Origin of the sequence: Mongoliitalea lutea (assembly GCF_014652135.1) — a bacterium.
Classification (GTDB): Bacteria; Bacteroidota; Bacteroidia; order Cytophagales; family Cyclobacteriaceae; genus Mongoliitalea; species Mongoliitalea lutea.
Map to the genome: position 1 here is coordinate 131,651 of NZ_BMYF01000006.1, position 26,016 is coordinate 157,666.

Below are 26,016 nucleotides of genomic sequence, written 5' to 3' on the forward strand. Positions count from 1 at the left end.
CATTCCCTTAATTCATATGGCTTAATCTGTGAGAGCATTTCTTTTTTTGAAGCGATAAATTACTGCATAGGCAAGTGCTAATAAAACAGCTTGAATGGCAAATGAAAAGGAGATGATTTCCAATCCAAAATACTCTGCCAAAAAGCCCGAGCTTGCCGGTAACAAAGCACCTCCAACCATAGCTGCTGAAATTTGGAAACTGATCAAGGTAGGAGCGAATTTTGGTTCAAACAGTGTGGATGCTAAAGCAATCATAGAAGGGAAAATGGGTGCACAACTAAGACCGATGAGGGCAACTGAAGCATAGCTCAAATTGGCATTCACATCCCAATAGAGCATCATGCTTCCCAACACAATACCAATAGTTCCAAGGCTGAGAACTTTGGAGGTACTGGATTTCCGCAATACAAATCCAAAAAATATCCTTCCTAGAGTCAAGCTTCCCCAATAGGTGCTTACCCATAATCCTCCTGTATCTTCAGCAATTCCTCGGGACTGGGTTAGGATGGTGTAAAGCCATTGTCCAACGCCAATTTCAAATCCTGTATACAGAAAAAATACCAATATGCTGAGAAAGGCCATAGGCTGTTGGATACTCTCTCGAAAGCTTCCAGCTTTGGGGTCTGGGGATTCGGTGGCTTGATTTTTCCAAAGTTTTATGGTGGAAAGGAATACAATTCCTAATCCAATTTGAATCCCCCCAACAATAAAGTAACCCATTGTCCACGAGTCTCCTTGGGTAAATAAATAGGTTAAAATCAAAGGGCCTGAGGTTGCCCCAATACCATAAAAAGCATGAAGCCAGTTAACCACACTGGGAGAGAAATTAGCGGAGGCGAAGATATTAAGAGAGGTATCAATTGCTCCACCGCCAGCACCCAAGAAGTAGGCAGCAATCAATAGAAAAGGTAATCCACCTGCCCAAGTAAAAGCCCATAAACTTACTCCTGTCAGCATGCAGCTCCCTGCTAGTAGCCAGCCTAAAGAAATGATGTTGCTGATTTTAGAATTACTCAAGCTCGCACTCAAGTATCCTGCCACAAAGGCCATTAAAATAAGTCCAAGTTTTTCAAGACGGATATCGATAGCCTCACTGATAAATGGCCAAGCGATTCCTAATAGTCCATCAGGTAATCCCAAACTGATAAACGCTATAAAGGAAATGAATATAAGCAGGTTTTTTCGAGACTTCATACGATGGTCTTTTTTGGAAAAAAGGAATGCATTGTGAAGATTATTTCCTAAAATTAACTTTCAAATTTGAATTTTAAGCAATTCCAAAAATTATGATGGGGGCCAAGGGAGATATTGCTACTTATTTAGGTAAGCATTTTGTTCATTTTGAGGATCAATTGAAAAAAGAGATTGCCCAAGACGGGGAGTTGGTACTATTTCCAGCGGATGAACTGATTATGGATATTGGACAAAAAGTGGAGCAAATACCCTTGATTGTCAATGGTATCGTGAAAGTGTTTCGGGAAGATGAGCAGGACAATGAGATATTTTTATATTACTTGGAGCCTGGGGAAGCCTGTGCCATAACCATGATTTGCTCTGCGCGGGAAGGATATTCCAAAATAAAGGCTATTCCTGTGGAGGATACCACGGTAGTGGTCCTGCCTATAAGCAAGCTCGACGAATGGATGCCCAAATACCAATCCTGGTACTTCTTTGTCATGGATAGTTATCAGGATCGCTTTGAAGAACTGCTGAAAGTAGTAGATGCCATTGCCTTCCGGCAAATGGATGAGCGATTATTGGAATACTTACATAAAACTGCTGAGGCGAGTAATTCAAGAGTAATCCGTGAAACACAAACTCAAATTGCCCTGGAATTAAATTCAAGCAGAGAGGTGGTGGGGAGATTATTGAAAAAACTGGAACAACAAGGTGTAGTGAAGGTGAGCAGGACTCAGATTGAGTTGTTAAAAAACTAAAGAGAGGGCTGTCAAAGCCCTCTCTTTTTGGTTGTTTAGTGGTAGTATATCCTTATAGTGATCTTTTTGCCAGATAGAAATCAACCATTTCATAATCCGAAGCTTCTCTATCCAACATTTCTGAAACTGTTTTTGGTGGAGGGACGATTACTTTTTCTCCCGGTGTCCAATTCAATGGCATTGCGCATTTATTCTGATCAGCTGTTTGAAGTGCTAGTAATACGCGTTTGATTTCTTCCATATTTCTACCCACATTCAATGGGTAATACATGATCAATCGGATTTTTCCAATTGGGTCGATGAAGAATACAGCTCTTACAGCAGCAGTTTCACTTTCTCCCGGTTGTAACATTCCATACAACTTGGACACACTCATATCGATATCTGCAATGATAGGGAATTCAAATAACACACCTGTGTTTTTCTTAACATTGTTCACCCATGCGATGTGTGAGTGGATGGAATCTATACTCAAACCTACTAATTTGGTTTTGTGCTCATCAAAGAATTTTTGTTCCAATGCAAACCCGGACATCTCGGTAGTACATACTGGCGTAAAATCCGCAGGATGCGAAAATAAAATTGTCCAGCTATTGTTGATATATTCTGAAAACTGCATGGGACCTGTGGTCGTCATTGCTTTGAAATCCGGTGCATGATCCCCGATTCTTGGCATACTAGGTGTTGTTTGATCGTTCATATAAATTTTTGTTAGTGTTAAATTTTGATACTACAAATTACGCTTGTTAGGATAACTATGAACGAGACTTGTGTCACTATTGACTGTAAAAAACGATAGAAAAAAACTATTAATTAAATTAGGTTTTCTATCGGCTTGAATGCTGCTTAGTTTTAACTTGTGGACAATTAACCCAAATGATCATGAAATTATTTCAATACCCTCGCTTAATAGTGTCTTTTAGATTCATTTTTTTGGGGATGCTTTTTTCTTTGCTGGCATGCCAAGAAAAAATTCAGCCAGATGTGTTGCCAATAGGGGATGATGGACAAGTTTTTGCCATTGATGTAGGAGATAGCGAGATTCCTTATTTGGTCATCAATACCAATGGGGCTGATATTCCTTTCGAGCCAAGGATTCCAGCTACTTTGAAAATCTATGAAGGGAAAAAGCTCAAGCAAGAACAACGGATCGGGATTGAGTTTAGGGGAAAGACGAGCTTTAGATTATCCCAGAAAAAAGGCTTCAACATTGAGACCATTGATGGAACTGGCAATAGTGTGAATGTTTCTTTTTTTGGTTTGCCTGAGGAAGAAGATTGGCGGCTTGTTGGGCATGTGGTCAATCTTCAAGAAAAATACATGTGGGACCAAACGTTGATGTATAATGATGTAGGGTATGAACTTTCTAGAAGTATTGGAAAATATGCTAGTAGGACTAGATTTGTAGAACTAGAAGTCAATGGAGAATATCTTGGAGTGTATTCTTTTATGGAAAAGCTCAAAAGGGATACGCATCGTATTGATGTCAAATCTCTGAATGCGAATTCTACCAATTTATCTGGAGGCTATATTTTAACAATTGATAAAACATCGGTAGGAGATGCTGGTATTGGAAAGCCGCTATCGTATTTTTACTCTAATTGGGATGATGATGCGAGGTATACTCCCGAAAATGGATTTCGGAGTCAATATGACATTTTTGGAAATTTGATAGATTTCGAACCGTATGGGCCGCCCTATCATGCCAACATGTATTTGGAAACCTATTTTTTGTATGAGTATCCAAAAGATAGAAATATTACCCCTGCTCAAAAAGAGTATATATTCCGGTATATGCATGATTTTGAGACTGCGCTCCTTCAGGATGACTTTTCCAAGGGAGAACGTAGTTATGTAGCTTTTGTGGGTTTAGAAAGTTTCGCTGATTATTTTATCATCAATGAATTATGCCGCAATGTAGATGCTTATCGTCTCAGTACCTTTTTGCAGAAGGATAGGAATGGAAAGTTGGAAATGGGTCCCGTGTGGGATATGAACATAGGTTTTGATCAAGGTGATCGAATTCCTATGAATGGATGGGTGATGCGTTACAATAATTTTGTTTCCAATGATCCGTGGATGATTCATTTTTGGTGGCCCCGCTTGATGGAAGACCCGGAGTTTCGGAAATTGATCAAACAGCGTTGGACAAATTACAGAAATGGCCCGCTATCAGACATTGCATTGACCCGATTGGTAGATAAGAATGCAGATTACTTGGAAAAGAATGGAGCTGTACAGCGAAACTATGCCAAATGGGATCAAGGGATAGGTGTAAATTATCCCGATGCAGTACGGAATTTGAAAAATTTCCTAACCCAACGAGCCGCTTGGATGGACGGGGAAATTATGGGGTTTTAGAGAGAAGTTATAGTTAACTTTTTAAATATTCATTTACAGCATTCCCTAGTTTTTCAAAGGTTTGGCGGAAGGTGGATTCATCTTCTTCGAGTAGGGTTACGCGGAATCCTCGGAGGTCTGAACAGAAAGACGAAATAGGAACTACACAGATTTGTTTGGCTGCTAATAGGTAGTACACAAAACGTTTATCTAATGGCATATCGGGTTCCAGCCAAGAGTCTAGCTTTTCTTGCAGTGCCGTGTTTTCAATGGTTAATGACTGATTAGGTTTTAAGGCACCTTCTTCAAATACGATAGTGTTGTAAAATGCACCTTTGGTTGGGTTGAACTTGATGCCAGGAATTTTCCCCATAATCTCAGCCATGATGCGGCTTCTTTGTCCAATTTTTTCGTTTTCTGCTGCTCTGTATGCGGGATATTCTGAATGCTGCATGATTTTGGGTATAGACAGCTGGGGAAGTATAGTTGCGCACACCTCAATCATTTTGGCATTTTCCAAGGTTTGGCAGAGTTTAGCAAATTCTTTGGAAGAATTGCGGTTGTAAAATTCCATCCAACCGCAGCGTGAACCAGGCCAAGGGAATTCTTTGGAAATTCCTTTCAATGAAATCGCTGGGCGATTACCAATAACTTCTGCCAAAGAAATGGCTTTGACTCCGTTGTAAGTGATGTTTTGGTAGATTTCATCGGCTATCAGCAATAGATTGAATTCCCTTGCTATAGCTACAAATCCTCGCAATACTTCCTCAGGATAGACCATCCCGGTTGGATTGTCTGGATTGATTATCAAGATACCTACCACAGAGGGATTGTATTTTACCTTATTGTAAAGGTCCTCCATATCTGGCAGCCATTGATTGGACGGATCCAATTTGTAGGTAATAGGCGCTGTGTTGGCGTGTGCAGCCTCAGCAGAACTATGGGTGCTATAGGCAGGTGAAGGACCAATGATACGGGCTGTAGGAATAAGGAATTGATATAGTTTAGCAATAGCGTCCCCCAAGCCATTGAAAAAAAGAATATCATCTGCGGCGATTTGTGCTCCTTTTTTTTCATTGTTTAACCCAGCTAAAAATCGTCTCGTTTCCAAAACTCCCTTAGAATCAGCATACCCATAAGTCTTGTCATCCTGTACTAACTCAGATACAATCTGCTTCATCCATGATGGGATGGGATTGTTTTTTTGAATGGGGTCGCCGATATTTTCCCAGGTAATGGGGTATCCTAATGCTTCAATCTCCCGAGCTTTTTTAACAATACCTCGGATTTCGTAAGAAAGCTCCTCCGCTCCCGGACGTAAAAGTAAATTTCTCATATGCTGGCCTGTATTTCGTTGACAAAGAAACAAAAATCAGGTAGAAATAATGAAAAATTTTTAATTAGTCGTTCGATTTTTTGAATGTTGCTTTTTTCTCTTCAATAGGGCGTTCCAGAAAAGCAAGACAGATGCAGTAATTAATAAAATAGCACTGAACGAAGGCGGGACAGTAATCCCCCCAATAAATTTTGCTGCCAAGGTAAGACCAAGCAGGATGAAAATCACCGTGTATGCAATCGGTACATATTTTTTGGCCATAACAGTATGGGATTTAATTCATCCAAATGTAAAACATTTTTTTAGTTGAGTAATGTTGATTCTGATACAAATTATCCATTGTCTGAGTTTTTAATTGGCTGAACTAGGGTACCATTAGGTCCATTCTATAATTTTTTTGTCAAAATATTTTGACTTAATGTAAAGTATAATTTACATTTGGTAAAAAATAATTGACATATGATTCCAAATTTCTTATTTCCTCATTATTGCAAGTGGCTAGGCTGGATCTTGTTTGGCGCGGGTGTTCTTGGTCATTTGGTTTTTGGTTTTTACTATTTCTTACTCTTTTTATCTCTGGCTTTGTTGGGATTGTTTGTAGTAGCGTCATCCAGGCAACAAGTGGAGGATGAGATGATTCAGAGCATCCGTCTCCGTTCGTTACAAACTGCCGTATTTGTCCAAGTACTTTTCATTTTGGGTTTTTCATTATTAGATGATTGGAAAGGGGAGGGCTTGGTCAATTTGCCGATTCCGGCAGTTTTGGCGGGTATACTGTTTGTTGGGATTTATCTGCTAGTATTTCACTACAAAATTTATCGATTGGATCATGAAGAATAGCATCAAGGTAGAGCGGGCGAAAAAGAACATGACCCAACAGGAACTAGCGGAATTGATCCAAGTTAGCCGTCAGACGATAAATTCTATTGAAGCGGGAAAATATGTACCATCTACGGTGCTTGCGCTCAAAATCGCAAAGATTTTTGGACAACCTGTGGAGCTGATTTTTGAGCTGGAAGAGGGTGATTAAGAAACAGATAATTGAACAAAAATTAGAATACATAAGATATGAAAAAGTTAAAAATGATCGGATTTATAGCCATTATCTCTTTCGGGATAATGTCTTTTGTTTGGAAATTTGAATTGCTCAAGTTGGAAGGTCCAAGGCAGGAGTTGGTATTGGAGGAAATCAATGAGGATTACCAAGTGCGTGTCTATCGCGAAAAATTTATTACCGGGATTATACATAAAGGGTATGCGATAGGTCCAAATATGTTACAAAAATCAGGTGACTTACGAGAAGTCATTGGAGTATTGCTAGATGTGAGTAAAGTGGAACTTGCTGATACAGACAAGCGACAATACAAAATGGAAATCAATACTTCCAAACCATTGAAACTTGTACAGCCTGAAATTGCTGCATTTATTTTGGATACCTTGGGTTTTTCCGTTGAGAAAACTGAGCGACTGGTGCAAACAAAAAATCTAAGCGTTCAAGATTGGGATAAAGCTGTCCAAGCAAAAAAAGAAATGGGTCCGGGAGTTTTGACCTACAGGGAAGTGAAAAACAACAAAATGGAGCTTCTCGGTTACAGCTTGAATGAACTGAAGAAAGAGTTTGAGGACTTATTTCCTGCTACCTATTTTTCTGTACCTTCTGATCAGAGCAATCTACCTTTGTACCTTACATTTTCGGACATAAGAAAAATAGACCGTGTACTTGAAGATTTGGAAGCACAAGGACTAGTGATAGAGAATTTAGAGGAGATAAGAGATGTATATGTAATTAAAAGGAAGCCATAAATAAATTCAACACCTTTATGCATTGTAATGATTGAATCAATAAAGAATACCAACGTTAATAAATTAATCAAAACAATTTGTACCTATGAAAAAACTCGTTTATTTACTTTCATTAACATTTATTGCCTGCGTTAGTTTTGGGGCAATTCCTTTCGCTACTGCTCAGGAGTTAATTCCCAAAGAAGTACAGGGGTTTGAACTAGTGATTGAAAACTCAGAATCTGGGATTCTTATGAAGGGCAACTCAGGTACCGCTTGGGTGGAGTTGGGTTTTAGTCTTCGGTCCGGAAGAGTTCCGGTAGTAGATTCATTTGGAGTAACACAAGTAAAAGGCGATCAAGTATGGGAAGATGTTTCAAATGCTATTTTTTCCTTTAAGATTACACGAAAGAACAATCAAATAAATCTTACAAGCTTTCATGGAACGCATTGGACAGATCTCAGTTTTACTTTGCCTAAAAATGAAAAACTTGTAATTAACCAATTTGGTGTTCAGCCTCTTGAGGAGGTCTTTTGATATAGCGATTTAACCTAGTGCCACTACTTATAGAATCTAAATCCATCTTAATCAATACCCAAGAGAAGTCATGTGCTTTTCCTTTCTTGATAAATTTGAATCAATAAGGAAGTCATCACCAAAACCATGGCTACTGCACTTAACCAGCCTGATTTTATAATTGCAAGAATTGCCAACAAAGTAGCTACAATTAGTAATACAATTCGAAATTTCAATCCCCAGCTCATCGACTAATTTTTCTTTAAATATATTATTCTGGTAGTCAAAAAACAAACACCCTAGTGAAATCCTCTAGGGTGTTTAGTTTTCTGTATTTATAATATCCAAACTAAAATATGAATGGTATTAAAGGTATATGGTTGTAAAGCATTAAAATCGTTATCATTGCTGTTTTTCATTCGAGTAGAAATCCTGAATTGTGGAGTAAAAGGAATAAATAAAAAAGCACCCCAAAGTATTAACTGAGGTGCTTTTTTAAGAATAACTCTCTTTTCTACTACTGAAGTCTCTACATGGTACTTCGTATCCCGAGGATCGGGACAGGCATTGGTACTTGGTACATCCTATACTCTACCTACCTCAACTTCTTATACTTAATCCTCTTCGGAGTCAGATCGCCCAAGCGCTTTTTCTTGTTTTCCTCGTAATCTGAGAAGTTTCCTTCAAACCAATACACCTGAGAATCGCCTTCAAAGGCCAAGATATGTGTACAGATTCTATCTAAGAACCACCTGTCGTGAGAGATTATCACCGCGCAGCCACCAAAGTTTTCCAAAGCTTCTTCCAAGGCCCGCAGTGTATTCACGTCCAAGTCGTTGGTTGGTTCATCGAGAAGTAGTAAGTTTCCGCCTTCCTTTAACGTCATCGCAAGGTGCACTCTGTTGCGCTCACCGCCGGATAGTACACCGATTTTTTTCTCTTGATCAGATCCGGCAAAGTTAAACCTGCTGACATAAGCACGTGCATTGATTTCTTTGTTGCCTAGTTTCATCAGTTCATTGCCTTCGCTGATGGCCTGATAAACAGTTTTGTTTGGGTCAAGATTATCGTGTTCTTGATCTACGTAAGCAAGTTTGACGGTGTCTCCTACTTCAAAGTGTCCTGCATCCGGTTGCTCTTGACCAGTGATCAATTTGAATAGGGTGGATTTACCGGCTCCATTTGGTCCAATAATTCCCACAATGCCCCCTTGAGGCAAGTTGAAGCTAAGGTCTTCAAAAAGTAACTTGTCTCCATAAGCTTTGGATACTCCATTGACTTCGATCACCTTGGCTCCCAATCGTGGTCCTGGTGGAATGTATAGTTCAAGCTTTGCCTCTTTCTCTTTGGACTCTTCAGACACTAATTTGTCATAAGCAGACAAACGTGCCTTACCTTTGGCTTGACGGGCTTTTGGAGCCATACGAATCCATTCCAGTTCACGCTCTAAGGTCTTCTGTCTCTTGGATTCGGTTTTTTCTTCTTGTTTCAAACGCTGCTGCTTTTGATCCAGCCAAGAAGAATAATTTCCTTTCCAAGGAATGCCTTCTCCTCTATCCAGTTCCAAAATCCAGCCGGCCACATTGTCCAAGAAGTAACGGTCGTGAGTAACGGCAATGACTGTTCCTTTGTATTGTTGTAAATGTTGCTCCAACCAATGTACCGACTCAGCATCCAAGTGGTTGGTAGGCTCATCGAGTAATAGGACATCTGGTTCTTGTAATAGTAATCTGCACAAGGCAACGCGTCTTTTTTCACCACCGGAGAGATTACCGACAAGTGCATCACTAGGCGGAAGACGAAGGGCATCCATAGCTCTTTCCAGCATAGTGTCCAATTCCCAAGCATTGGCAGCATCCAATTTTTCCTGAACTTCTCCTTGCTTGGTGATTAATTTATCCATGGCGTCCGGGTCCTCCATTAAGGCTGGATCCATGAATTTTTCATTGATTTCTTCAAACTCTTTTAGCAAAGCTACGGTTCCTGCAACTGCCTCTTCTACAATTTCTTTAACCGTTTTGCTTGGGTCAAGCTTGGGTTCTTGCTCCAACATGCCTACCGTATACCCAGGAGACCATACCACTTCTCCTATAAAATCTTTATCGAGTCCAGCGATAACTTTCAATAAAGAGGATTTACCTGAACCGTTGAGACCTAGTACGCCAATTTTTGCGCCATAAAAAAAGGATAAATAAATATCTTTTAGAACTTTTTTCTGAGGAGGGTAGATTTTAGATACTCCCGCCATTGAAAAGATTATTTTTTCACTGCTCATTGTTTGCTTGTTGATTTGCTAATTGCAAAGATGCCAAAAAAATAGCTTTCTTAGGATAAATGCTTTTGAATTAATTAATTTGCAAAAAATTAGTAAACGCTACCACGCAACCAACCTATTAAACCATGGAGCATCCATACGGGTACATCAAAGATAACAAGGTTTATCTCAAAGGATTTTTGAATCAGCCAGATCGGGTGATTGGAGAAGTAAAAGAAGACGAAGCAAGTACGATAAAGTATTTTGAGGATAGGTTTGTGACCTTGACTGAGAAAATCAGTCAATTGAAACAAGACATCGAAGTAAACCAGAATAAAGGGTCATTTCTGATGAAGTTATTGCATCTGAAAGACTCTTTGTATCAATACGATGCATTAGGTGATTTTATTCCATTGATTGAGGACTTGGAGAAAGTACAGAACTATCTGGAAGATATCATTCAAAAAAACAGAGAGAAGAATCTAGAAATTAAAAAAGGGTTAATACTTGAAGCTCAAGCTCTACAGCATGATACAGATTGGAAAAATACTTCTGAGGAGTTTAAAAACCTAAAAATGCGCTGGATAAAAACTGGTCCTGTTGAAAAGGAGCAGGAAGCCAGTATGGAGGCAGAGTTCAACGGAATTGTAGACGCTTTCTTTGAAAACAGGAAAAATTTCTTCGAAGGATTAGCCTTACAGGCGGAAGAAAATATTAAAGTGTACGAATCCCTTGTGCAGCAGGCAAGAGATGCATTTGCTATGCAGGATCCGAAATTATCCTTTGAGATTTCCAAAAGAATCCAAAAAGAGTGGAAAGCAGCGGGTAAAGTTCCAGCAGAAAGAAGACAACCGCTATGGGATGAATTTTCTAAGTTGAATAATCGGATTTTCAGCAGATTTAAGCGTTCTATGCAAACAGAACCTGAAATGCGTCCATGGGAATTGATGAAGAAAATGGAGTCGATGCTGGAAGAAATAAAAAAATTGGCGCATGCTGAAACAAGTTTTGCCGTTATTTCGTCTGCGAAGAAACTCCAAGCTGATTGGAAGAGATTGCCTCAGCGAAAGCCAAAGGATGCAAATCTATTGATGCGTTCCTTTACGTTCTTCTCTGAAATGGTCTTTGAAAAGCAGTTTTTGGATAAGCTTGCAAATGGCAAGTATGCTGATTTCAGGCAAAAAGATATAGCGGAACAGAAGAAAATCAAATCTGCAATCTTGAGGGATTTAATCCATAGAGATGAAACTGAACTGGCTACTATCCGAGATAATGCAGAGAAGTTTCGGACCAATGAACCGGATTTCGAAATTATGCTGAGAAGAAAGTTGAGTGCCTTCAAAAGAAAAGTTGATGTAAAAAATCAGATCTTGAAGGAACTTTCAAATAAATAATTGGTTAACAGTTGAAAATTTAAAACAATTTCTATTTTTGCAAGCCGTTGAGGCACAAACAAAAAATTAATAAGCTATGTACTGGACACTAGAACTAGCATCTTATTTAGAAGATGCACCATGGCCTGCAACCAAAGACGAGTTGATTGATTATGCAATCCGTTCAGGTGCTCCACTGGAGGTAGTAGAAAATCTCCAAGAACTTGAGGATGATGGCGAGCCTTACGAGAATATCGAGGAAATCTGGCCTGATTATCCAACAAAAGATGATTTCTTCTTTAACGAAGACGAATATTAATAACAAAGCCTCAGCGATGAGGCTTTTTGTTTTTACAGACCAAGTACGTTTTTGAGTTTGGTATATCCCGTTTTGCTTACAGGGATTTTCTCGCCATTACTCAAGAGTACGATATAAGCATCTTTTTCATAGGATTCCAGCTTCGTGATTTCGGAGACCTTAACAATAAAAGATCGATGGACCCGTACAAACTCCAAACGAGCCAATCCTTTTTCATAAAAGCTGAGTGTTTTGTTTTTTAAGTGTTTTCCATGCGTGCTGTAAATGTTTACATAGTCGTCATTAGCTTCAAGGTAACGGATTTCATTGACCGGAATGATGATGATTTCTCCTTTTTCTTTTAATACGATTCTGCTGAGGAATTCTTCTTGAATATCGGTTCCTCCGGTAGCCTGCTTGAGATTGCCTTGCAGTTTTTCGATCGCCTTTGCAAACCTGCTTTTGGAAAAGGGTTTTAATAGATAATCCACAGCTGCATTATCAAAAGCTTTGACAGCGTATTGTTCATATGCCGTAGTGAAAATTACTGCGGGGGGATGGTCAAGTAATTCCAGTAGCTCTAGTCCATTGATTTTGGGCATTTCTATATCCAAAAAGATGAAGTCGGGCTGATGGGTTTGGATGGCTTTCATCCCATCAAACCCATTATGGGCAACCGCACAGACTTCTATAGACGGAAAGTCTATAAGGTATTCCTGAATCAAAGTTGTCGCCAAAGGTTCGTCGTCAATGATGATTGTTTTCAGTTGCATAATGTGGTATGGTTAGTTCTACCGAGAATGTGTTGGTGCTTTGCTGGATTTTCAGGAGGTCACTTCTCCCAAAAAGTAATTGCAGTCTTCTATTGACTGCTTCCAAGCCGAAGCCACTGCCTTTGGCTTGGCCAGCCTGCGGGTCAAAAGGATTTTGAATGTTGATAATGAGGTTACCGCTTTTTTCTGAAATCTGAACTGAAATAGGTACTTCCCCTGTCATTCCATAGAGGCCATGCTTGATGGCATTCTCCAATAAAGGTTGAATCATCAGCTGGGGAATCATTAGTTTCTTGGATGCTTCATCCTGACTGATTGTTACCAAAAGCCTACTTCCAAAGCGTACTTTTTCTATGTAAAGAAACTTTTCTATTTGGGAAAGTTCTTCCTCCATACTGATCCATTGATTTCCATCTCTTCGAATAGTCCCTCGGAGGAAGTCAGCTAATTCTACAACCATTTCCCTAGCCTGTTCCGGTTGGGATTTTACAAGGGCTGATATGGAATTAAGACTGTTGAAAAGAAAATGAGGCTGGAGTTGCTGTCTCAAATGATACATTTCAGCCTCTTTGGCGAGCTTTGCCGAGTTTGCTTCCGTTTCTTTGATCTTCTGTTGATCCTCCAGTTTACCTGCAAGAAGTAAGAGAATAGTCCAAAATTGGAATAATAAATAGAAGTAGGTGCCCTTTAGATAACTACTATTTTTAAGAAATTGAATATATGTTTCTTGACTAGGGCTAATCCATGTGATCACTGCATAGCCTAGAGCCGTAAAACCAGTTGCAAATACCAATGGTAAAGCGATACCAATCCAAAGTTGTCCTTTCTGAGGAATGTAGAAATAGAAAATATTCCCAAGCAACCATGCACCTGTCAAAATACTGATCGTTTGTAAGCAGGACTCTAGGATAGCATGAGATAAGCCTAAGCTATAAAAGTGTAACAAAGTGCCCACTGCAATAGTCCAACTGCTTCCGATCAGCAGAACGACCATCCAGTGGGTTTTGATTCCTTGTCGAAAAAGGTGCATAGCTCGGTAGGATTGGTGAAAACCCTAGGATGTTCACAAACAAACTCCTAGGGCTGCTTAAGTTACTAAAAGGATTTGATTTCAAGTCCTCCAAATACTACGGAGCCGTATATTTTTAAAACTTTGGTCTTATCTACTTTTGTTGGATTGTAGAAGCGCTTATCTTCTACGCCAGCGGCGAAGACTGTACCGATATTCACTTGCACATCCCAGTGTGGAGGCACAACCAATTTCACTCCTCCAAAAGCAACCTCTAAGTTGATGGCGGCTTCACCATCGATATCTGCTTGTGAAAAGTCGATTTCAGTACCTCCAAATGTGGCGGAAACCTTGCCTCCTTTGAAGTTTTTGGAGAAAATTCTGCGTTGGATTCCCGTAAACAGTGCTTGAGCATTCAAGACTTCTGCGTGGTCAAAGCCGGAGAAGTTTTGTTTGGACTCGCTAGCCTCAGGAATTATTGGCGTTTCGCTCAGCTCAGGGGTCTCCTTTTTAGGAGCATTGTAGTTTCTAAAGAAATCTTCATTGAATTTTTGGTTATCTCTGCTCCTTTTCAACATAAGGTACAAACCAAAGAGAATTAAGCCACCGGGAATGATGAAGGGTTTGAGTTCAAAGGGTAAGCTGAAGTATTTGCTTACTAGCGCAACTCCTCCAAATATCACCAAGAAGATACCAAAACCATTTTGGAAGTTATGTCTCGCCAATATCACCAAGCCGATAGCTATCAAAAGCATTGGCCAGGAAATTAACCAAAATGGAAATACAAAGCCTAAGGCCTTTAGCAGGAGTACCACACCTACCAAAAGTACGATCAAACCTGCGGTCAGGTCAGAGTTTCCGGAGTTGATGTTTTTAGTTGCCATTGTCGTATAGTTGAATGTTTGATGATTCAAAAATAGGATACTCAGCTAGGCTTTCTGAGGGAGAATAGGTCATTAGCAGGCAATTCTCGGTGAATGGCAGTTTTTTATCGGTGAATGTCAGCTTGTTTTTTCACCGAGGATAAAAGTTGCAAAGCGGAGATCGTCCTGTGTGGTCAATTTGATGTTTTCCAGATTACCGGGTATAAGACTTACCTGCCATCCTTGATGTTCGTAAACCGTCGCATCATCAGTAAAAGCTGGAGATTCTTCTGTTTCAAATGCTTGCTTGATTTTGGCTAATTGAAAAGTTTGGGGTGTTTGGACCAATCGGTATGCGGATCTATTTTGAAAGGTGGAGCTTCCGTTTTCTTCCACTTTTCGGATAGAGTCCTTTAACTCCACGACTGCTATGGCACTTCCTGTGATGGAAGCTGTCTGAAAACTCTGATGGATGACTTCCAAGTGTACAAAGGGCCGTACACCATCGTGGATAGCCACTAAACCATCAAGGCTTTGAATTGCATTGAGACCATTCTTTACGGATTGAAAGCGGGTTTGGCCACCTGCTACAAGTTGATGTGGAATATGGAAATCATATTCTTTGCAAAGGCTTTTCCAATAATCTGTGTCGGAACCTGGAATAACTAAAATCAAGTCCATCTCTGCATCAAACTCATGAAATCTTTGTAGGGTATGCATCAATACAGGCTTGGCGCCAATAGGTAGGTATTGTTTGGCTATGGGGCTTCCCATACGTGTTCCACTTCCACCGGCTACTATCAATGCATATTTTTTCATAAAACTTCAATTAGGTCGTCAAAAATAAGGCTTAATGTAAATTTAGAAAAGGGATAAACAAAAAGACCTGCCTTGGTTTAAGCAGGTCTTCGTTTGAATAGTTGAGAGATTAAAGGATTAACATTGCATCTCCATAGGAGAAGAATCTGTATTTCTCTTTAATAGCCTCTTGATAAGCTTTCATAATCAAATCATAACCACCAAAAGCAGCAGCTGTCATCAATAGCGTAGATTCAGGCAAGTGGAAATTGGTGATCAATGAGTTGGCAATTTTAAACTCGTACGGAGGAATGATAAACTTATCTGTCCAGCCACTACTCTCCTTCAGACGGGAATTAGCGGTTACGGATGACTCAATTGTTTTCAAAGATGTAGTACCTACAGCAACCACACGCTTTTTATTATCTAATGCCTCATTGACAAGATCGACAGTTTTAGTTGGGATATCGTAATTTTCAGAATCCATCTTGTGCTTAGTCAAGTCTTCCACATCGACTTTTCTGAAAGTACCCAAACCAATATGTAAGGTGATAGGGCTAACTTCTACACCTTTCAACTCCAAACGCTTCAATAGATGAGGCGTAAAGTGAAGTCCAGCAGTTGGAGCAGCAACAGCACCTACGTGGCTAGCGAAAATAGTTTGGTAACGCTCACGGTCTTCCAATTCTACTTTACGCTCAATATACTCCTTCAATAAAGGGGTTTCTCCCAAAGAGTCGATAGTTTTGTAAAACTCCTCATCAGAACCATCAAATAAGAATCGGATAGTACGTCCTCTGGAAGTGGTGTTATCGATGACTTCAGCCACTAAGTCTGAATCACCGAAATATAGTTTATTGCCTACACGGATTTTTCTGGCAGGATCTACCAATACATCCCATAGACGCAATTCTTGATTTAACTCTCTCAACAGGAATACCTCAATTTTTGCACCTGTTTTTTCTTTGTTTCCATACAATCTGGCAGGGAACACTTTTGTGTCATTGATGACAAATACATCTCCTTCGCCAAAGTACTCGATAATGTCCTTGAAAATTCGGTGCTCAATTTCACCAGTTTTTCTATTGACTACCATCAACCGGGACTCATCACGATTGTCTGTAGGGTATAAGGAAATTAACTTTTTGGGGATGTCGAATTTAAAGTCTGATAACTTCATATAGAATGAATAGAATTTTCGCTTTTTTTGAGTTTGAATTACTCTGTAAAAAGTGCAAAGATACAAAATAAAATTCCCGAAATCTATCTATATTGCATTTTTGTTTTAAACCAACTAGTTGAAGCCGTGCTCTATCTGAAATTAATTTGGGAAAGTATTCGATTTGCCATGCAGGCATTGAAATCTAACTTGACCCGTACCATCCTTTCCCTATTGGGAGTAACTGTAGGTATTTTTGCTATAATCGCGGTTTTTACTCTGGTCGATTCCCTAGAAAAAAACATCAAATCAAGTTTTAGCTTTTTGGGTACTAATGTGGTAACTGTTAATCGTTTTGATTTTGTAGGAGGTCCTGATTACCCTTGGTGGAAGTATTTCAGAAGGCCATATAATACCTATACCGAGTATCAGTTTTTGCGGGATAAGCTTAGAAATGCAGAAGGAGTTGCATTTTCGGCTGGAGCAAATAGTACGGTGCAAGCAGGTAGTAATGCATACCGAGGGACCAATATTACAGGTGTTACTTTTTCTTATCAAGACGTCTATGATGTTTCCCTAGAGGCTGGTAGATACTTTACAGAACAAGAAGTAAATGCTTCTAGGAATGTAGCTATGATAGGGGTGAAAGTCGCCAATACGCTTTTCCCAAATGCTGATCCACTTGGAAAGGAATTGAAAATCAAAGGATCCAAGTTTGTAGTCGTTGGTCTTTTTGAGGAAGAAGGAGAGGGACTTTTAGAGATTTCTTCTAAGGATGAGGCAGTCATGATTCCTTATGGAAGCTTCACTAAGCTATACTATGTTGGTCCTAATGGCATTGAGCCCTCTATTGCTGTCAAAGGATTGGATACGGATATTGGTTTGGTGGAATTGGAAAATGAGTTGATAGGTCTCTTACGGGCAAAAAGAGGCCTAAAACCAACGCAGGAAGATAATTTCTCCTTGAATAAGTCTGAGTTTTTAATGAATACCATCGGGTCTATTTTTGATGTAATCAGTACAGCTGGATGGGTGATTGGTGGCTTTTCTATTTTGGTGGGAGGTTTTGGGATTGCAAATATTATGTTTGTCTCAGTAAAAGAGCGGACAAGTATTATTGGAATTCAAAAATCCTTAGGAGCAAAAAATTACTTTATTCTCTTTCAGTTTTTGTTTGAAGCAATGTTTTTGAGTATGATTGGTGGGATAGCAGGGATAATCATTGTATTTGGAATGACGTTTATTCCTCTCGGAAGCTTAGAACTTGTGCTGTCCTTTAAGAATTTGGTTCTTGGCTTAGGGATTTCTTCTGTCATTGGAATTGCGTCAGGAATTGTTCCAGCTACCCTCGCTGCTAGAATGGATCCGGTGGAAGCGATTCGAGCTGTCTAATGTGTAGACTGAAGTATGCATAAAATAAAAAAGCAGCTGAATTTCCTTAGCTGCTTTTATAATGTGTATTTCGAATAATTTAATCTTCCAATTCAGGAGTTGGATTAGCGCCAATAATTAAACCAGATTTTTCTTTGATCTTTTTTTCCAATTCTTCCATCAATTCTGGATTGTCTAGCAAGAGGTTCTTTACAGAATCTCTTCCCTGTCCAAGTTTATTGCCTTCATAAGAGAACCAAGATCCAGCCTTTTTGATGATTTCAAACTCCACACCCAAGTCAATAATCTCACCTACTTTAGAGATTCCCTGACCATACATGATGTCAAATTCTACTACTTTAAAAGGAGGGGCTACTTTATTTTTAACCACTTTTACTTTGGTTCTATTTCCTAAGACATTGTCTGCACCTTCCTTAATTTGACCGATTCTACGGATATCCAAACGAACGGATGCATAAAACTTCAGGGCATTACCACCGGTGGTCGTCTCAGGGCTACCGAACATCACGCCGATTTTATCACGTAACTGATTGATGAAAATGCAAGCACAACCGGTTTTGTTGATAGCACCTGTCAATTTTCTCAAGGCTTGGGACATCAATCGGGCCTGTAAACCCATTTTGCTTTCTCCCATATCACCCTCCAATTCACCTTTTGGTACTAAGGCTGCCACGGAGTCTATGACGATAATGTCTATAGCGCCGGAACGGATTAAATGTTCCGCAATTTCCAAGGCTTGCTCACCATTGTCAGGTTGTGAAATCAATAAGTTTTCGGTATCAATGCCTAATTTTTCTGCGTAAGTTTTGTCAAAAGCATGTTCTGCATCGATAAAGGCCGCCAGTCCACCTGCTTTTTGAGCTTCTGCGATACAATGCATAGTCAAGGTTGTCTTACCGGAAGATTCTGGCCCGTAGATTTCGATTACCCTACCTCTTGGGATTCCTCCTATTCCTAAAGCCATATCCAAGCCCAAAGAACCAGTTGAAATAGCCGGTATATCCTGCACTTTGTTATCACTCAACTTCATGACAGTACCTTTTCCGTACGTCTTTTCCAGTTTGTCTATGGTCAACTGGAGTGCTTTTAATTTTTCAGTATTGGCGCTCATATCTGTGTTAACAATTCAATGATTTGCATGATTGAAAATAAAGATTCATACTTGAACCTTCAACGATAATCCGAGAGTTTACGTAATTGTTTCTCGAATCCTTAATTTATCTGCTAATATTGGAATAAGATTTGAAATGCACTTAGAGTAACCATGATTTTCATGAAAAATAGTCGACTATTGTCAGTAATTGTCACGCTTTGTTTCCTTTGCTTAAGTTTTCCAAGCATTGGGCAGAAAAATACTGCCTTTAAACCAGGAGAGGAATTGACATTTAAAGTCAGCTATGGCTTTTTGAATGCAGCTGAGGCAAAAATGGTGGTGGACCCGAAAGTGACTTCTTTAAATAATCGTCCAACCTACAAAATGGATGTGTTCGGTTCTACGTTAGGGGTATTTAAGCTATTTAAAGTGAATGATAATTGGGGTAGCTATATTGACACTGTACGGATGATTCCTCATAAATCCTACCGACATATAGAGGAGGGTAGTTATCGAAAGCATGAGCATGTCTTTTTTGATCATCAAAAAAAGAATGCCCATGTGAAGCTTTTTGATAGAGAAAATAGAGAGGTGGTGAGTACCAAAGATTACACAGTACCGGCTAATGTGCAGGATATTGTCAGTGGTTTTTATTACTTGAGAACCATGGATCTTAGTAAACTCAAAAAAGGAGAGACGATCCTATTGACAGGTTTTTTTGATAAAGAGGTGTATAATTTGAGGATGGTTTTTCAAGGGAAGGAAACAATTGATACCAATTTAGGAAAGTTTGAAACTTTCAAATTGTCCCCAATTATTCCCAAAAACAAATTATTCAGAGGAGAGCAACCTGTGACGGTATGGGTTTCCAATGATCAAAACAAAATACCGTTAAAAATTAAAGCAAAATTGATGGTTGGCTCCTTGGACATGGAGGTAATGGAGGTGAAAGGCTTGCGTAATAATTAGATGATATCTTCGTAACACTAGCTTAATATTTGCGAGCTTAATAAAAATTTAATGTTGTCTTTTGTGGCTAAAATCGTTAATTCTATTTTTATCAAGAGTCTTTTTTTAACTTAGCAATATCTTAGCGCTGCTAAAAACGCTATTTCTACATGAGCGATAAACCAAAAGTGAAAGTACTCGTTGTTGATGACGAGCCGGACATTGTCGATTTGCTGACATATAACCTGAAAAAGGAAGGCTACGAAGTAGAGTCTGCTGAAGATGGTATCAAGGCTGTAAAAGTTGCCAGCAAGTTTGTGCCTGACGTAATCTTGCTGGATATCATGATGCCTAATCAAGATGGGGTGGAGACCTGCAGGCAGATGCGGGAAATTCCTGATTTGAAAAATACCTTTATTATTTTTCTTACTGCCCGTTCGGAAGAATACTCAGAAGTTGCGGCCTTTGATGTGGGTGCAGATGACTACATTACCAAGCCAATCAAGCCAAGAGCATTGATGAGCAGAATTGCGGCTTTATTTCGCAGAGAATCCAAAAAGGAGCAGGAATTTACGCAAATCAAGATCAAGGATTTAATCATTGACCGGACGAGTTATACCATCGATCAACGTGGTACCATCATCACCTTGCCTAAGAAAGAATTCGAATTGTTGTATTTTTTGGCCAAAAACCCTAATATAGTGTTTAGTAGAGATGATCTCTTGCAGAATATTTGGGGTGCGGATGTGTATGTATTGGCCCGAACAGTAGATGTACATATTAGAAAAGTACGTGAAAAGATTGGCGAAGATTATATCACTACTGTAAAAGGAGTAGGTTATAAGTTCGATTTGAATTAAACTATGTTTACAACATCCCGAGGGATATCCTTTATTTTAGGATTAGCGATTTCTGCCTTAACTGTTGCGTTTATATCCTTAATCGATACTTCCACCCCTACCTTATTATTGGTAGCGGGTGGTATTTCTTTTTCAGTCTCATACATATTGATCAACGTAACGTTGGAGTTTTTGATTTTTAAGGAAATTAGCAATATCTACTCGGTGTTGGAGAAGATTCAAAAAAAGGATTACTCCATTGCTTCTGAAAAATTTGACGGCCTATCAATTTCTCCTTTGAAGCGGATCAATAAGACAATCAATTCGTATGCACAGGCCAAAAATCAAGAAATTGAGACGCTTAAAAAGAATGCGGAATTTAGGAAGGATTTTATCGCAGATATTTCGCACGAATTGAAAACTCCCATTTTTGCTGCTTTAGGATATATACATACCTTGCTGGATGGTGCTGTGGAAGATAAGTCAGTCCGTTTGAAATTTCTCAAACGTGCAGCTAAGAGTCTGAATGCTTTGGATAAATTGGTTCACGATCTTCTGACACTTAATCAAATGGAGAGCGGGGTAGTTAAATTTAATTTCGAGGTTTTTGACATGAAGGAGTTACTACATGAGGTAATTGAAGAGTTGGAGCAAAAGGCCAATAAGCGGGATGTATTGATCCGTTATTTTTACGATAAGGAAAAAGAATTTATGACAAAAGCAGATAAGGATAAGATATTCCGTGTTTGTCAAAATCTGATTTATAATGCCATCAAATACAATAATGATGGGGGGGAAGTAGAAGTGAACCTCAAAGCCCATAAGAACCATATTTCAGTTGAAGTCAAGGACAATGGTAAAGGTATTCCCCCGGAAGATATCAAGCGCATTTTCGAGCGGTTTTATAGAGTCGAAAAAAGCAGAAACCGGGAAGCGGGAGGCACCGGCTTGGGATTAGCGATCGTGAAGCATATTTTAGAAGGACATAAAAGTAAAATTTCTGTCAGTAGTACCGTTGGTAAAGGGTCGTTGTTTAGTTTTGATCTTCCATTAGAGAAGGTAGAAGGCTAGGCTGTAGACTTAGATTGAACCGTTGGTTTAGTTTTTTATTCCTTTACTCTAAGGGTTTCAAATCCTTTATTTTTTCCATTTATGGAAAACAAAAATTACCACTCCTATTCCTGTCCATAAGATTGTGTCCCAGATTTCTTTGGCTTGGGTGCCGGAGAGGAGCCAGAGGGTGGCCAGGATTCCGATAATGGCTAAGGCATTTCCGTATCGAACGCGGAAGTAATCTTTACTGGTAGAGGTAGAGCGAAGTTTGATCAAGGAGGCACAAACAAGTGCATATAAAATCAGACGTGCTATAACAGAGACTGCCAATGAATTCATAAAGCCCCAAACAATTGCCACGAAGGCAACTAAGCTAGAGAAGAATAGGATGGAAATATGCGGTGTAGCAAATTTTGGATGGATTTTTCCAAAAATCGTCGGTAACTGATCTTCACCGCTTAGAGCAAACGGGAGTCTTGAACCACTCAGGATTTGTACATTTAAAGTACCCAAAATAGAAATCACTGCACCAATCGTAATGAATGTGCCTCCCCACCATCCGAGCATCTGTCCGGCTGCATCGGCTACTGGTTTGTCGGAATTGGCTAAGTCGGGTAAGGTACCGATGGATACCACTTGGATCAAAATATAAAAGCTCGCGATGATGGTAGCTGCCATCATCAATCCAAAAGGTAAATTTTTCTTGGGGTTGACAATTTCACCGCTATTGACCAATCCTGCTTCAAATCCTCCAAATGCAAAAATCAAAAGCAAGGTGGAAGCTGAGAAATCTGTTAAACTTGGCATCGGTCCTGGCTCTAACAAGTCCGTGTTAATATAGAAGAAGCCAACGACTATAAACAAAGCCAGTGGTATCAACTTGGCAACGGTTAAGACATTACTTACCTTAGCAGTGTTTTTCACTCCAATCCAATTGAAATAGGTGATGATGCCTGTAATCAATAAAATCATTCCTATCCTTACTCCCTCCTGTGCAAAAAAGCCCGAAAAAAAGGTAAGGTATAGAATCAGTAAATTTATCAAAGTCGCGTAGCTGAAAAGCCGGGTCAGCATCAATAACCAGCCAATAATAAAGGCAGGAATGGGGCCAAATGCAGTATGTACATAGAGGTATGGGCCTCCTGTTTTGTCAAAGCGTGAACTGACTTCTGCAAAAACCAAAATCAGCACTACCATTACCAAAGCGCAAACCAAAAACGCAGCAATGGAATATACTCCTGATAATGCAAAAACCTTTGCAGGTAGTGCAAAAATACCAGCTCCTATTACGGAGTTGATGATGAGGAATACTAAATCCCAGCGCTGAATGCCACGTTTGAGTGAAGTTGGTTTTTGCTCCAAGGTAATTCGTTTTTAGAGGAAATCCACGTCTACACTAAATGGATATTTCATCAGGTATTGCAGCGCTTCTTCAATTTTAAGGTCTTCGAAAAGTACTTTGTATAGATTTTCAGTGATAGGAGCACGCATATTTCCTTTTCCTTCCAAAAAGGCTTTCATCACTTTGATTGTATTGATGCCTTCTGCCGTTTCCTGCATGGTTTGCTCGATCTCTGTCAAACTCTCACCCTGTGCCAATCTGTAACCTACGGTGTAGTTTCGAGAAAGTGTTGAATTACAGGTTGTGACCAAATCACCGATTCCTGCCAGGCCAATAAAGGATTTGATGCTGCCACCGAGCGCATTTCCAAGATAGGCCATTTCTACCATACCTCTTGATACCAAAAGACCTTTGGCATTTTCTCCTAGACCCATGCCGGCCAAAGCTCCAGCTGCAATCGCAATGATGTTTTTAAGCACCCCGGATAACTCGACACCTATGATGTCCGAATTTCCATAGACTTGAAATTTCTCTGAACGTAGCAGTCGCTGTCCTTCTAGGATTACCTCATTGTAAGGACTGGCAATTACGGTAGCTGCGGGATGTCCAAGCATCAATTCTCTTGCAAGATTAGGTCCTGCAAGGCAGCCTACACGTACAACCACGGTCTCTTTGAGAATCACCTCACTCATCGTAAGTATATTCTCCCGCTTGATTTTTGGCAATTGTTCCAAAGATTTCCCTTCTGGTAGGGAAAGACACAATCCTTTCGTACCATGGATAATCATGTGGTAGGGGTAGAGATAGGGTGCAAATGAGCGAATTACTGCCTGAAAACCAGAAGAAGCAACCATGAAAAAGAGTACGTCGCAGTTTTCACAGATATGTGCCGGGTCTTGTGTCGCCCGAATATTAGCATGAATAGTTTGCCCATCCACTGTATGTTGTTGGTTGATCTCATCGACTAAGTCTGTTCTTCGGACGAATGCGATCACCTGATTTTTTTCTGCAAGTATATTGGCTATGGCTGTACCAAAACTGCCCATGCCCACTACGCCAATTGCTTTGGGTTTAGAAGAGTTTTTCGAGCTCATATCCATGTAATCTATTGTGATAGAAATAAAGTAAATTCATGTCTTGGGTGACAATGTTGCCTGCTTGGTTGCGAATGAGGGGGCGCTTGGCATGGTACATACCTACATTGTCAAGTCCGTGAGCGATAAGCGCATCCATTTCTTGCATCAAATGAGGAGCAGTATTGACTTTACCTTCGGATTTCAGTTCCAGGATTTTCTTCAATACTTCTTCGCATCTTTGCTTGAAAAGCTCATAATCTAATTCAATTTCTTCTTCTGGTAATCGAAGTAAATTAAACAAATCAAGTTTTCTGTTTTCTGCTTTGATCATTTGAAAGGCAGTAAATGCTACTAAATGCGAACTGAACACCCGGTTGTTTTTATGGAATTCTTCTACAATCCGATCGGCAAGACGCTTGGTGTACTCTTCTTCCCGTTGTTGATCTACGTTGACTTTTCCATTGTAAGTGAAGTAGTCTTGGGTGTTGATGATCCGTCCATTTTTATCGTAACTATTACCCTCATTGTCTACGTAGTTACCCATGATGTCCATGGCTTTACCAATAGACACAGAAATGTCAGAGCCTTTGGTGAAGAACTTTACCAGGAATTTGGAGATTTTGTAAGAAGTAGAAAATTCATCCGTTTCCCGATAATACCGCTCCTGACCGGTGATGGTCAGATATTCCTGAATTAAGGAAGGGGCTTCCAATACAAAGTGATAGTTGATAGTTACAGGCACAATAAATACTTTCCCTCCGACATCTGTCAATCCTTTTTGGTAATTCATTCGCTGCGCTTCAATAGCAGTGCTTAGCAATCCCATTTTCAATTTGCTCTCAATCATTCCACTGCGAGAGCGCGTGCCTCCTGGGAAAAACAAACTGTGCGCTCCGTATTGGATAGCTTCCGAAGAGTAGGTTTTCAAGGTCTCCAAATACAACAAATTCTTTTTTCTTCTATCCACTTTATATGCTCCAAGTGCATTCATGAAATAGGCAAAAATCTGAATATTGAATAGGTTGAGTCCTGCACCATAGATAAAGGGTGGAAGTCCCAATACCGAGATAATCCAACCGATAAGGATACTATCCAAGTTGGAAAAATGGGTAGGAACCATCACAATGGTACCCTTGGATGCTAGTTCCCGGATTTCATCCGTAGCGCCAACAATTTGGATTTTGTCCTGAAGTGAATACTGATTACTGAAAAGAGATTTAAAACCTTTAACACGTGCAGCATTAAGCAATCGGCCAAAACCGAAAGTCACTATTCTTCTTGTCAACTTATAATGCGAGTGTACGAAGTTACTTGCGATTTCCTCAGCGTATCGGTTGGTGATTTTATCGAGAATACTGATATACTGCTCTTTTTTTTCTGCCTTTGATAGTGTGGTATCAGCGGATATCTGAACCAAAGCAGATTTGACATCATTCCAAAAATCGTAATCATCCTCTGGATCTACGTCCCAAGGGTTTTGTTTGATGCGCTGTTTTTCCCGGTAAAGGGTTGTCTCAAGCTCCTCCTTCAGCAAGTCCACTTGACCATTAGTAATTTCTAATATGGCTTTTTTACTGGATTCTGCAACCTTTTTGACAAAATCCTTACGGTTTTTACTCAAGCGGACAACGGGCCATTCATCTTTGAGAGGTAGAATAGGCTCGTATTTATGTTTGATGTATTCGGTTTCCAATGCAGGATTTCTTTTTGGGTAAAAACAAAGATAGTAAAAAATAGAAGCCTATGGATAGAACTTTTTGCTGAGAAGTTGATTTAACTATCAGATGTAATCATCTAAAATGGCCTATTAATCTATTGAAAAGTTGCAAAATCT

Annotated in this window: 26 protein-coding genes; 12 read left to right on the forward strand and 14 right to left on the reverse strand. The window is 39.6% G+C overall.

The window, feature by feature from the left end; genetic code table 11:
- Positions 1 to 21: 21 nt before the first annotated feature.
- Positions 22 to 1,194, reverse strand: a complete 1,173-nt coding sequence (locus tag IE080_RS06475) for an MFS transporter (RefSeq protein ID WP_189579655.1) — start codon at positions 1,192 to 1,194, stop codon at positions 22 to 24.
- A 92-nt stretch (positions 1,195 to 1,286) separates the two neighbouring features.
- On the opposite strand from IE080_RS06475, the gene IE080_RS06480 reads away from it, so the two are divergent.
- The gene (locus tag IE080_RS06480; RefSeq protein WP_189579656.1) at positions 1,287 to 1,937 is read left to right on the forward strand and encodes a Crp/Fnr family transcriptional regulator; all 651 of its coding nucleotides are present in this window, start codon (positions 1,287 to 1,289) and stop codon (positions 1,935 to 1,937) included.
- Between the two features lie 52 nt (positions 1,938 to 1,989).
- Here IE080_RS06480 and IE080_RS06485 read toward each other — a convergent pair whose 3' ends face one another.
- Complete coding sequence (locus IE080_RS06485; protein ID WP_229800528.1) at positions 1,990 to 2,637, reverse strand: peroxiredoxin; 648 nt, start codon at positions 2,635 to 2,637, stop codon at positions 1,990 to 1,992.
- A gap of 182 nt (positions 2,638 to 2,819) precedes the next feature.
- On the opposite strand from IE080_RS06485, the gene IE080_RS06490 reads away from it, so the two are divergent.
- Entirely contained in the window at positions 2,820 to 4,298 is a 1,479-nt protein-coding gene (locus IE080_RS06490; protein ID WP_189579658.1) for a CotH kinase family protein, read from the forward strand.
- 13 nt (positions 4,299 to 4,311) lie between these two features.
- On the opposite strand, the gene IE080_RS06495 is transcribed toward IE080_RS06490, so the two are convergent.
- Positions 4,312 to 5,613 (reverse strand): pyridoxal phosphate-dependent aminotransferase, encoded by a 1,302-nt coding sequence (locus IE080_RS06495; protein WP_189579660.1) that lies wholly within the window; start codon positions 5,611 to 5,613, stop codon positions 4,312 to 4,314.
- A 60-nt stretch (positions 5,614 to 5,673) separates the two neighbouring features.
- Positions 5,674 to 5,874: a hypothetical protein gene (locus IE080_RS06500; protein WP_189579662.1), complete on the reverse strand. Its 201-nt coding sequence runs from the start codon at positions 5,872 to 5,874 to the stop codon at positions 5,674 to 5,676.
- Between the two features lie 198 nt (positions 5,875 to 6,072).
- Here IE080_RS06500 and IE080_RS06505 point away from each other — a divergent pair, with 198 nt between their 5' ends.
- The 4 genes from IE080_RS06505 to IE080_RS06520 all read left to right on the forward strand — a co-directional run bounded on the left by IE080_RS06505 (position 6,073) and on the right by IE080_RS06520 (position 7,933).
- Positions 6,073 to 6,453 (forward strand): hypothetical protein, encoded by a 381-nt coding sequence (locus IE080_RS06505; RefSeq protein ID WP_189579664.1) that lies wholly within the window; start codon positions 6,073 to 6,075, stop codon positions 6,451 to 6,453.
- Complete coding sequence (locus tag IE080_RS06510; RefSeq protein WP_262893052.1) at positions 6,443 to 6,643, forward strand: helix-turn-helix transcriptional regulator; 201 nt, start codon at positions 6,443 to 6,445, stop codon at positions 6,641 to 6,643. Before IE080_RS06505 ends, IE080_RS06510 begins: the two co-directional genes overlap by 11 nt.
- 38 nt (positions 6,644 to 6,681) lie before the next feature.
- Positions 6,682 to 7,416 carry a hypothetical protein gene (locus IE080_RS06515; RefSeq protein ID WP_189579666.1) on the forward strand — a complete coding sequence of 245 codons (735 nt, stop codon included), beginning with the start codon at positions 6,682 to 6,684 and terminating at the stop codon, positions 7,414 to 7,416.
- Between the two features lie 85 nt (positions 7,417 to 7,501).
- Positions 7,502 to 7,933, forward strand: a complete 432-nt coding sequence (locus IE080_RS06520) for a hypothetical protein (RefSeq protein ID WP_189579668.1) — start codon at positions 7,502 to 7,504, stop codon at positions 7,931 to 7,933.
- A gap of 574 nt (positions 7,934 to 8,507) precedes the next feature.
- Here IE080_RS06520 and ettA read toward each other — a convergent pair.
- A complete protein-coding gene (gene ettA, locus IE080_RS06525) occupies positions 8,508 to 10,187 on the reverse strand; it encodes an energy-dependent translational throttle protein EttA (RefSeq protein ID WP_189579670.1) in 1,680 nt (559 codons plus the stop codon).
- 125 nt (positions 10,188 to 10,312) lie between these two features.
- Here ettA and IE080_RS06530 point away from each other — a divergent pair, with 125 nt between their 5' ends.
- Positions 10,313 to 11,560, forward strand: coding sequence for a DUF349 domain-containing protein (locus IE080_RS06530; protein ID WP_189579672.1), 1,248 nt, complete (start codon positions 10,313 to 10,315; stop codon positions 11,558 to 11,560).
- A 76-nt stretch (positions 11,561 to 11,636) separates the two neighbouring features.
- The gene (locus tag IE080_RS06535; RefSeq protein WP_008625540.1) at positions 11,637 to 11,858 is read left to right on the forward strand and encodes a DUF2795 domain-containing protein; all 222 of its coding nucleotides are present in this window, start codon (positions 11,637 to 11,639) and stop codon (positions 11,856 to 11,858) included.
- A gap of 32 nt (positions 11,859 to 11,890) precedes the next feature.
- Here IE080_RS06535 and IE080_RS06540 read toward each other — a convergent pair whose 3' ends face one another.
- From IE080_RS06540 to queA, 5 genes are all read right to left on the reverse strand, one after another.
- Positions 11,891 to 12,610, reverse strand: coding sequence for a LytR/AlgR family response regulator transcription factor (locus IE080_RS06540; protein WP_189579674.1), 720 nt, complete (start codon positions 12,608 to 12,610; stop codon positions 11,891 to 11,893).
- Positions 12,585 to 13,640, reverse strand: a complete 1,056-nt coding sequence (locus IE080_RS06545) for a sensor histidine kinase (RefSeq protein WP_189579676.1) — start codon at positions 13,638 to 13,640, stop codon at positions 12,585 to 12,587. Before IE080_RS06545 ends, IE080_RS06540 begins: the two co-directional genes overlap by 26 nt.
- A gap of 65 nt (positions 13,641 to 13,705) precedes the next feature.
- Positions 13,706 to 14,503 carry a LiaF transmembrane domain-containing protein gene (locus tag IE080_RS06550; protein WP_189579678.1) on the reverse strand — a complete coding sequence of 266 codons (798 nt, stop codon included), beginning with the start codon at positions 14,501 to 14,503 and terminating at the stop codon, positions 13,706 to 13,708.
- 117 nt (positions 14,504 to 14,620) lie between these two features.
- On the reverse strand, positions 14,621 to 15,301 hold the full coding sequence (locus IE080_RS06555) for a 2-C-methyl-D-erythritol 4-phosphate cytidylyltransferase (protein WP_189579680.1): 681 nt from the start codon (positions 15,299 to 15,301) through the stop codon (positions 14,621 to 14,623).
- A gap of 109 nt (positions 15,302 to 15,410) precedes the next feature.
- Complete coding sequence (queA, locus tag IE080_RS06560; RefSeq protein WP_189579682.1) at positions 15,411 to 16,460, reverse strand: tRNA preQ1(34) S-adenosylmethionine ribosyltransferase-isomerase QueA; 1,050 nt, start codon at positions 16,458 to 16,460, stop codon at positions 15,411 to 15,413.
- Positions 16,461 to 16,586: 126 nt separating this feature from the next.
- Here queA and IE080_RS06565 point away from each other — a divergent pair, with 126 nt between their 5' ends.
- The gene (locus IE080_RS06565) at positions 16,587 to 17,831 is read left to right on the forward strand and encodes an ABC transporter permease (RefSeq protein WP_189579684.1); all 1,245 of its coding nucleotides are present in this window, start codon (positions 16,587 to 16,589) and stop codon (positions 17,829 to 17,831) included.
- A gap of 79 nt (positions 17,832 to 17,910) precedes the next feature.
- On the opposite strand, the gene recA is transcribed toward IE080_RS06565, so the two are convergent.
- On the reverse strand, positions 17,911 to 18,942 hold the full coding sequence (gene recA, locus IE080_RS06570) for a recombinase RecA (RefSeq protein ID WP_189579686.1): 1,032 nt from the start codon (positions 18,940 to 18,942) through the stop codon (positions 17,911 to 17,913).
- Between the two features lie 162 nt (positions 18,943 to 19,104).
- Here recA and IE080_RS06575 point away from each other — a divergent pair, with 162 nt between their 5' ends.
- The 3 genes from IE080_RS06575 to IE080_RS06585 all read left to right on the forward strand — a co-directional run bounded on the left by IE080_RS06575 (position 19,105) and on the right by IE080_RS06585 (position 21,782).
- A complete protein-coding gene (locus IE080_RS06575; RefSeq protein ID WP_189579688.1) occupies positions 19,105 to 19,893 on the forward strand; it encodes a DUF3108 domain-containing protein in 789 nt (262 codons plus the stop codon).
- A 149-nt stretch (positions 19,894 to 20,042) separates the two neighbouring features.
- Entirely contained in the window at positions 20,043 to 20,732 is a 690-nt protein-coding gene (locus IE080_RS06580; protein WP_189579690.1) for a response regulator transcription factor, read from the forward strand.
- 3 nt (positions 20,733 to 20,735) lie between these two features.
- Entirely contained in the window at positions 20,736 to 21,782 is a 1,047-nt protein-coding gene (locus IE080_RS06585; RefSeq protein WP_189579692.1) for a sensor histidine kinase, read from the forward strand.
- A 66-nt stretch (positions 21,783 to 21,848) separates the two neighbouring features.
- On the opposite strand, the gene IE080_RS06590 is transcribed toward IE080_RS06585, so the two are convergent.
- From IE080_RS06590 to IE080_RS06600, 3 genes are read right to left on the reverse strand one after another with little or no spacing between them, the layout of a single operon-like run.
- On the reverse strand, positions 21,849 to 23,126 hold the full coding sequence (locus IE080_RS06590; RefSeq protein ID WP_189579694.1) for an APC family permease: 1,278 nt from the start codon (positions 23,124 to 23,126) through the stop codon (positions 21,849 to 21,851).
- A 12-nt stretch (positions 23,127 to 23,138) separates the two neighbouring features.
- Positions 23,139 to 24,200: an NAD(P)H-dependent glycerol-3-phosphate dehydrogenase gene (locus IE080_RS06595; protein ID WP_189579696.1), complete on the reverse strand. Its 1,062-nt coding sequence runs from the start codon at positions 24,198 to 24,200 to the stop codon at positions 23,139 to 23,141.
- The gene (locus IE080_RS06600; RefSeq protein ID WP_189579698.1) at positions 24,178 to 25,875 is read right to left on the reverse strand and encodes a 1-acyl-sn-glycerol-3-phosphate acyltransferase; all 1,698 of its coding nucleotides are present in this window, start codon (positions 25,873 to 25,875) and stop codon (positions 24,178 to 24,180) included. The genes IE080_RS06595 and IE080_RS06600 overlap by 23 nt, the downstream gene beginning before the upstream one ends.
- Between the last annotated feature and the right edge of the window lie 141 nt (positions 25,876 to 26,016).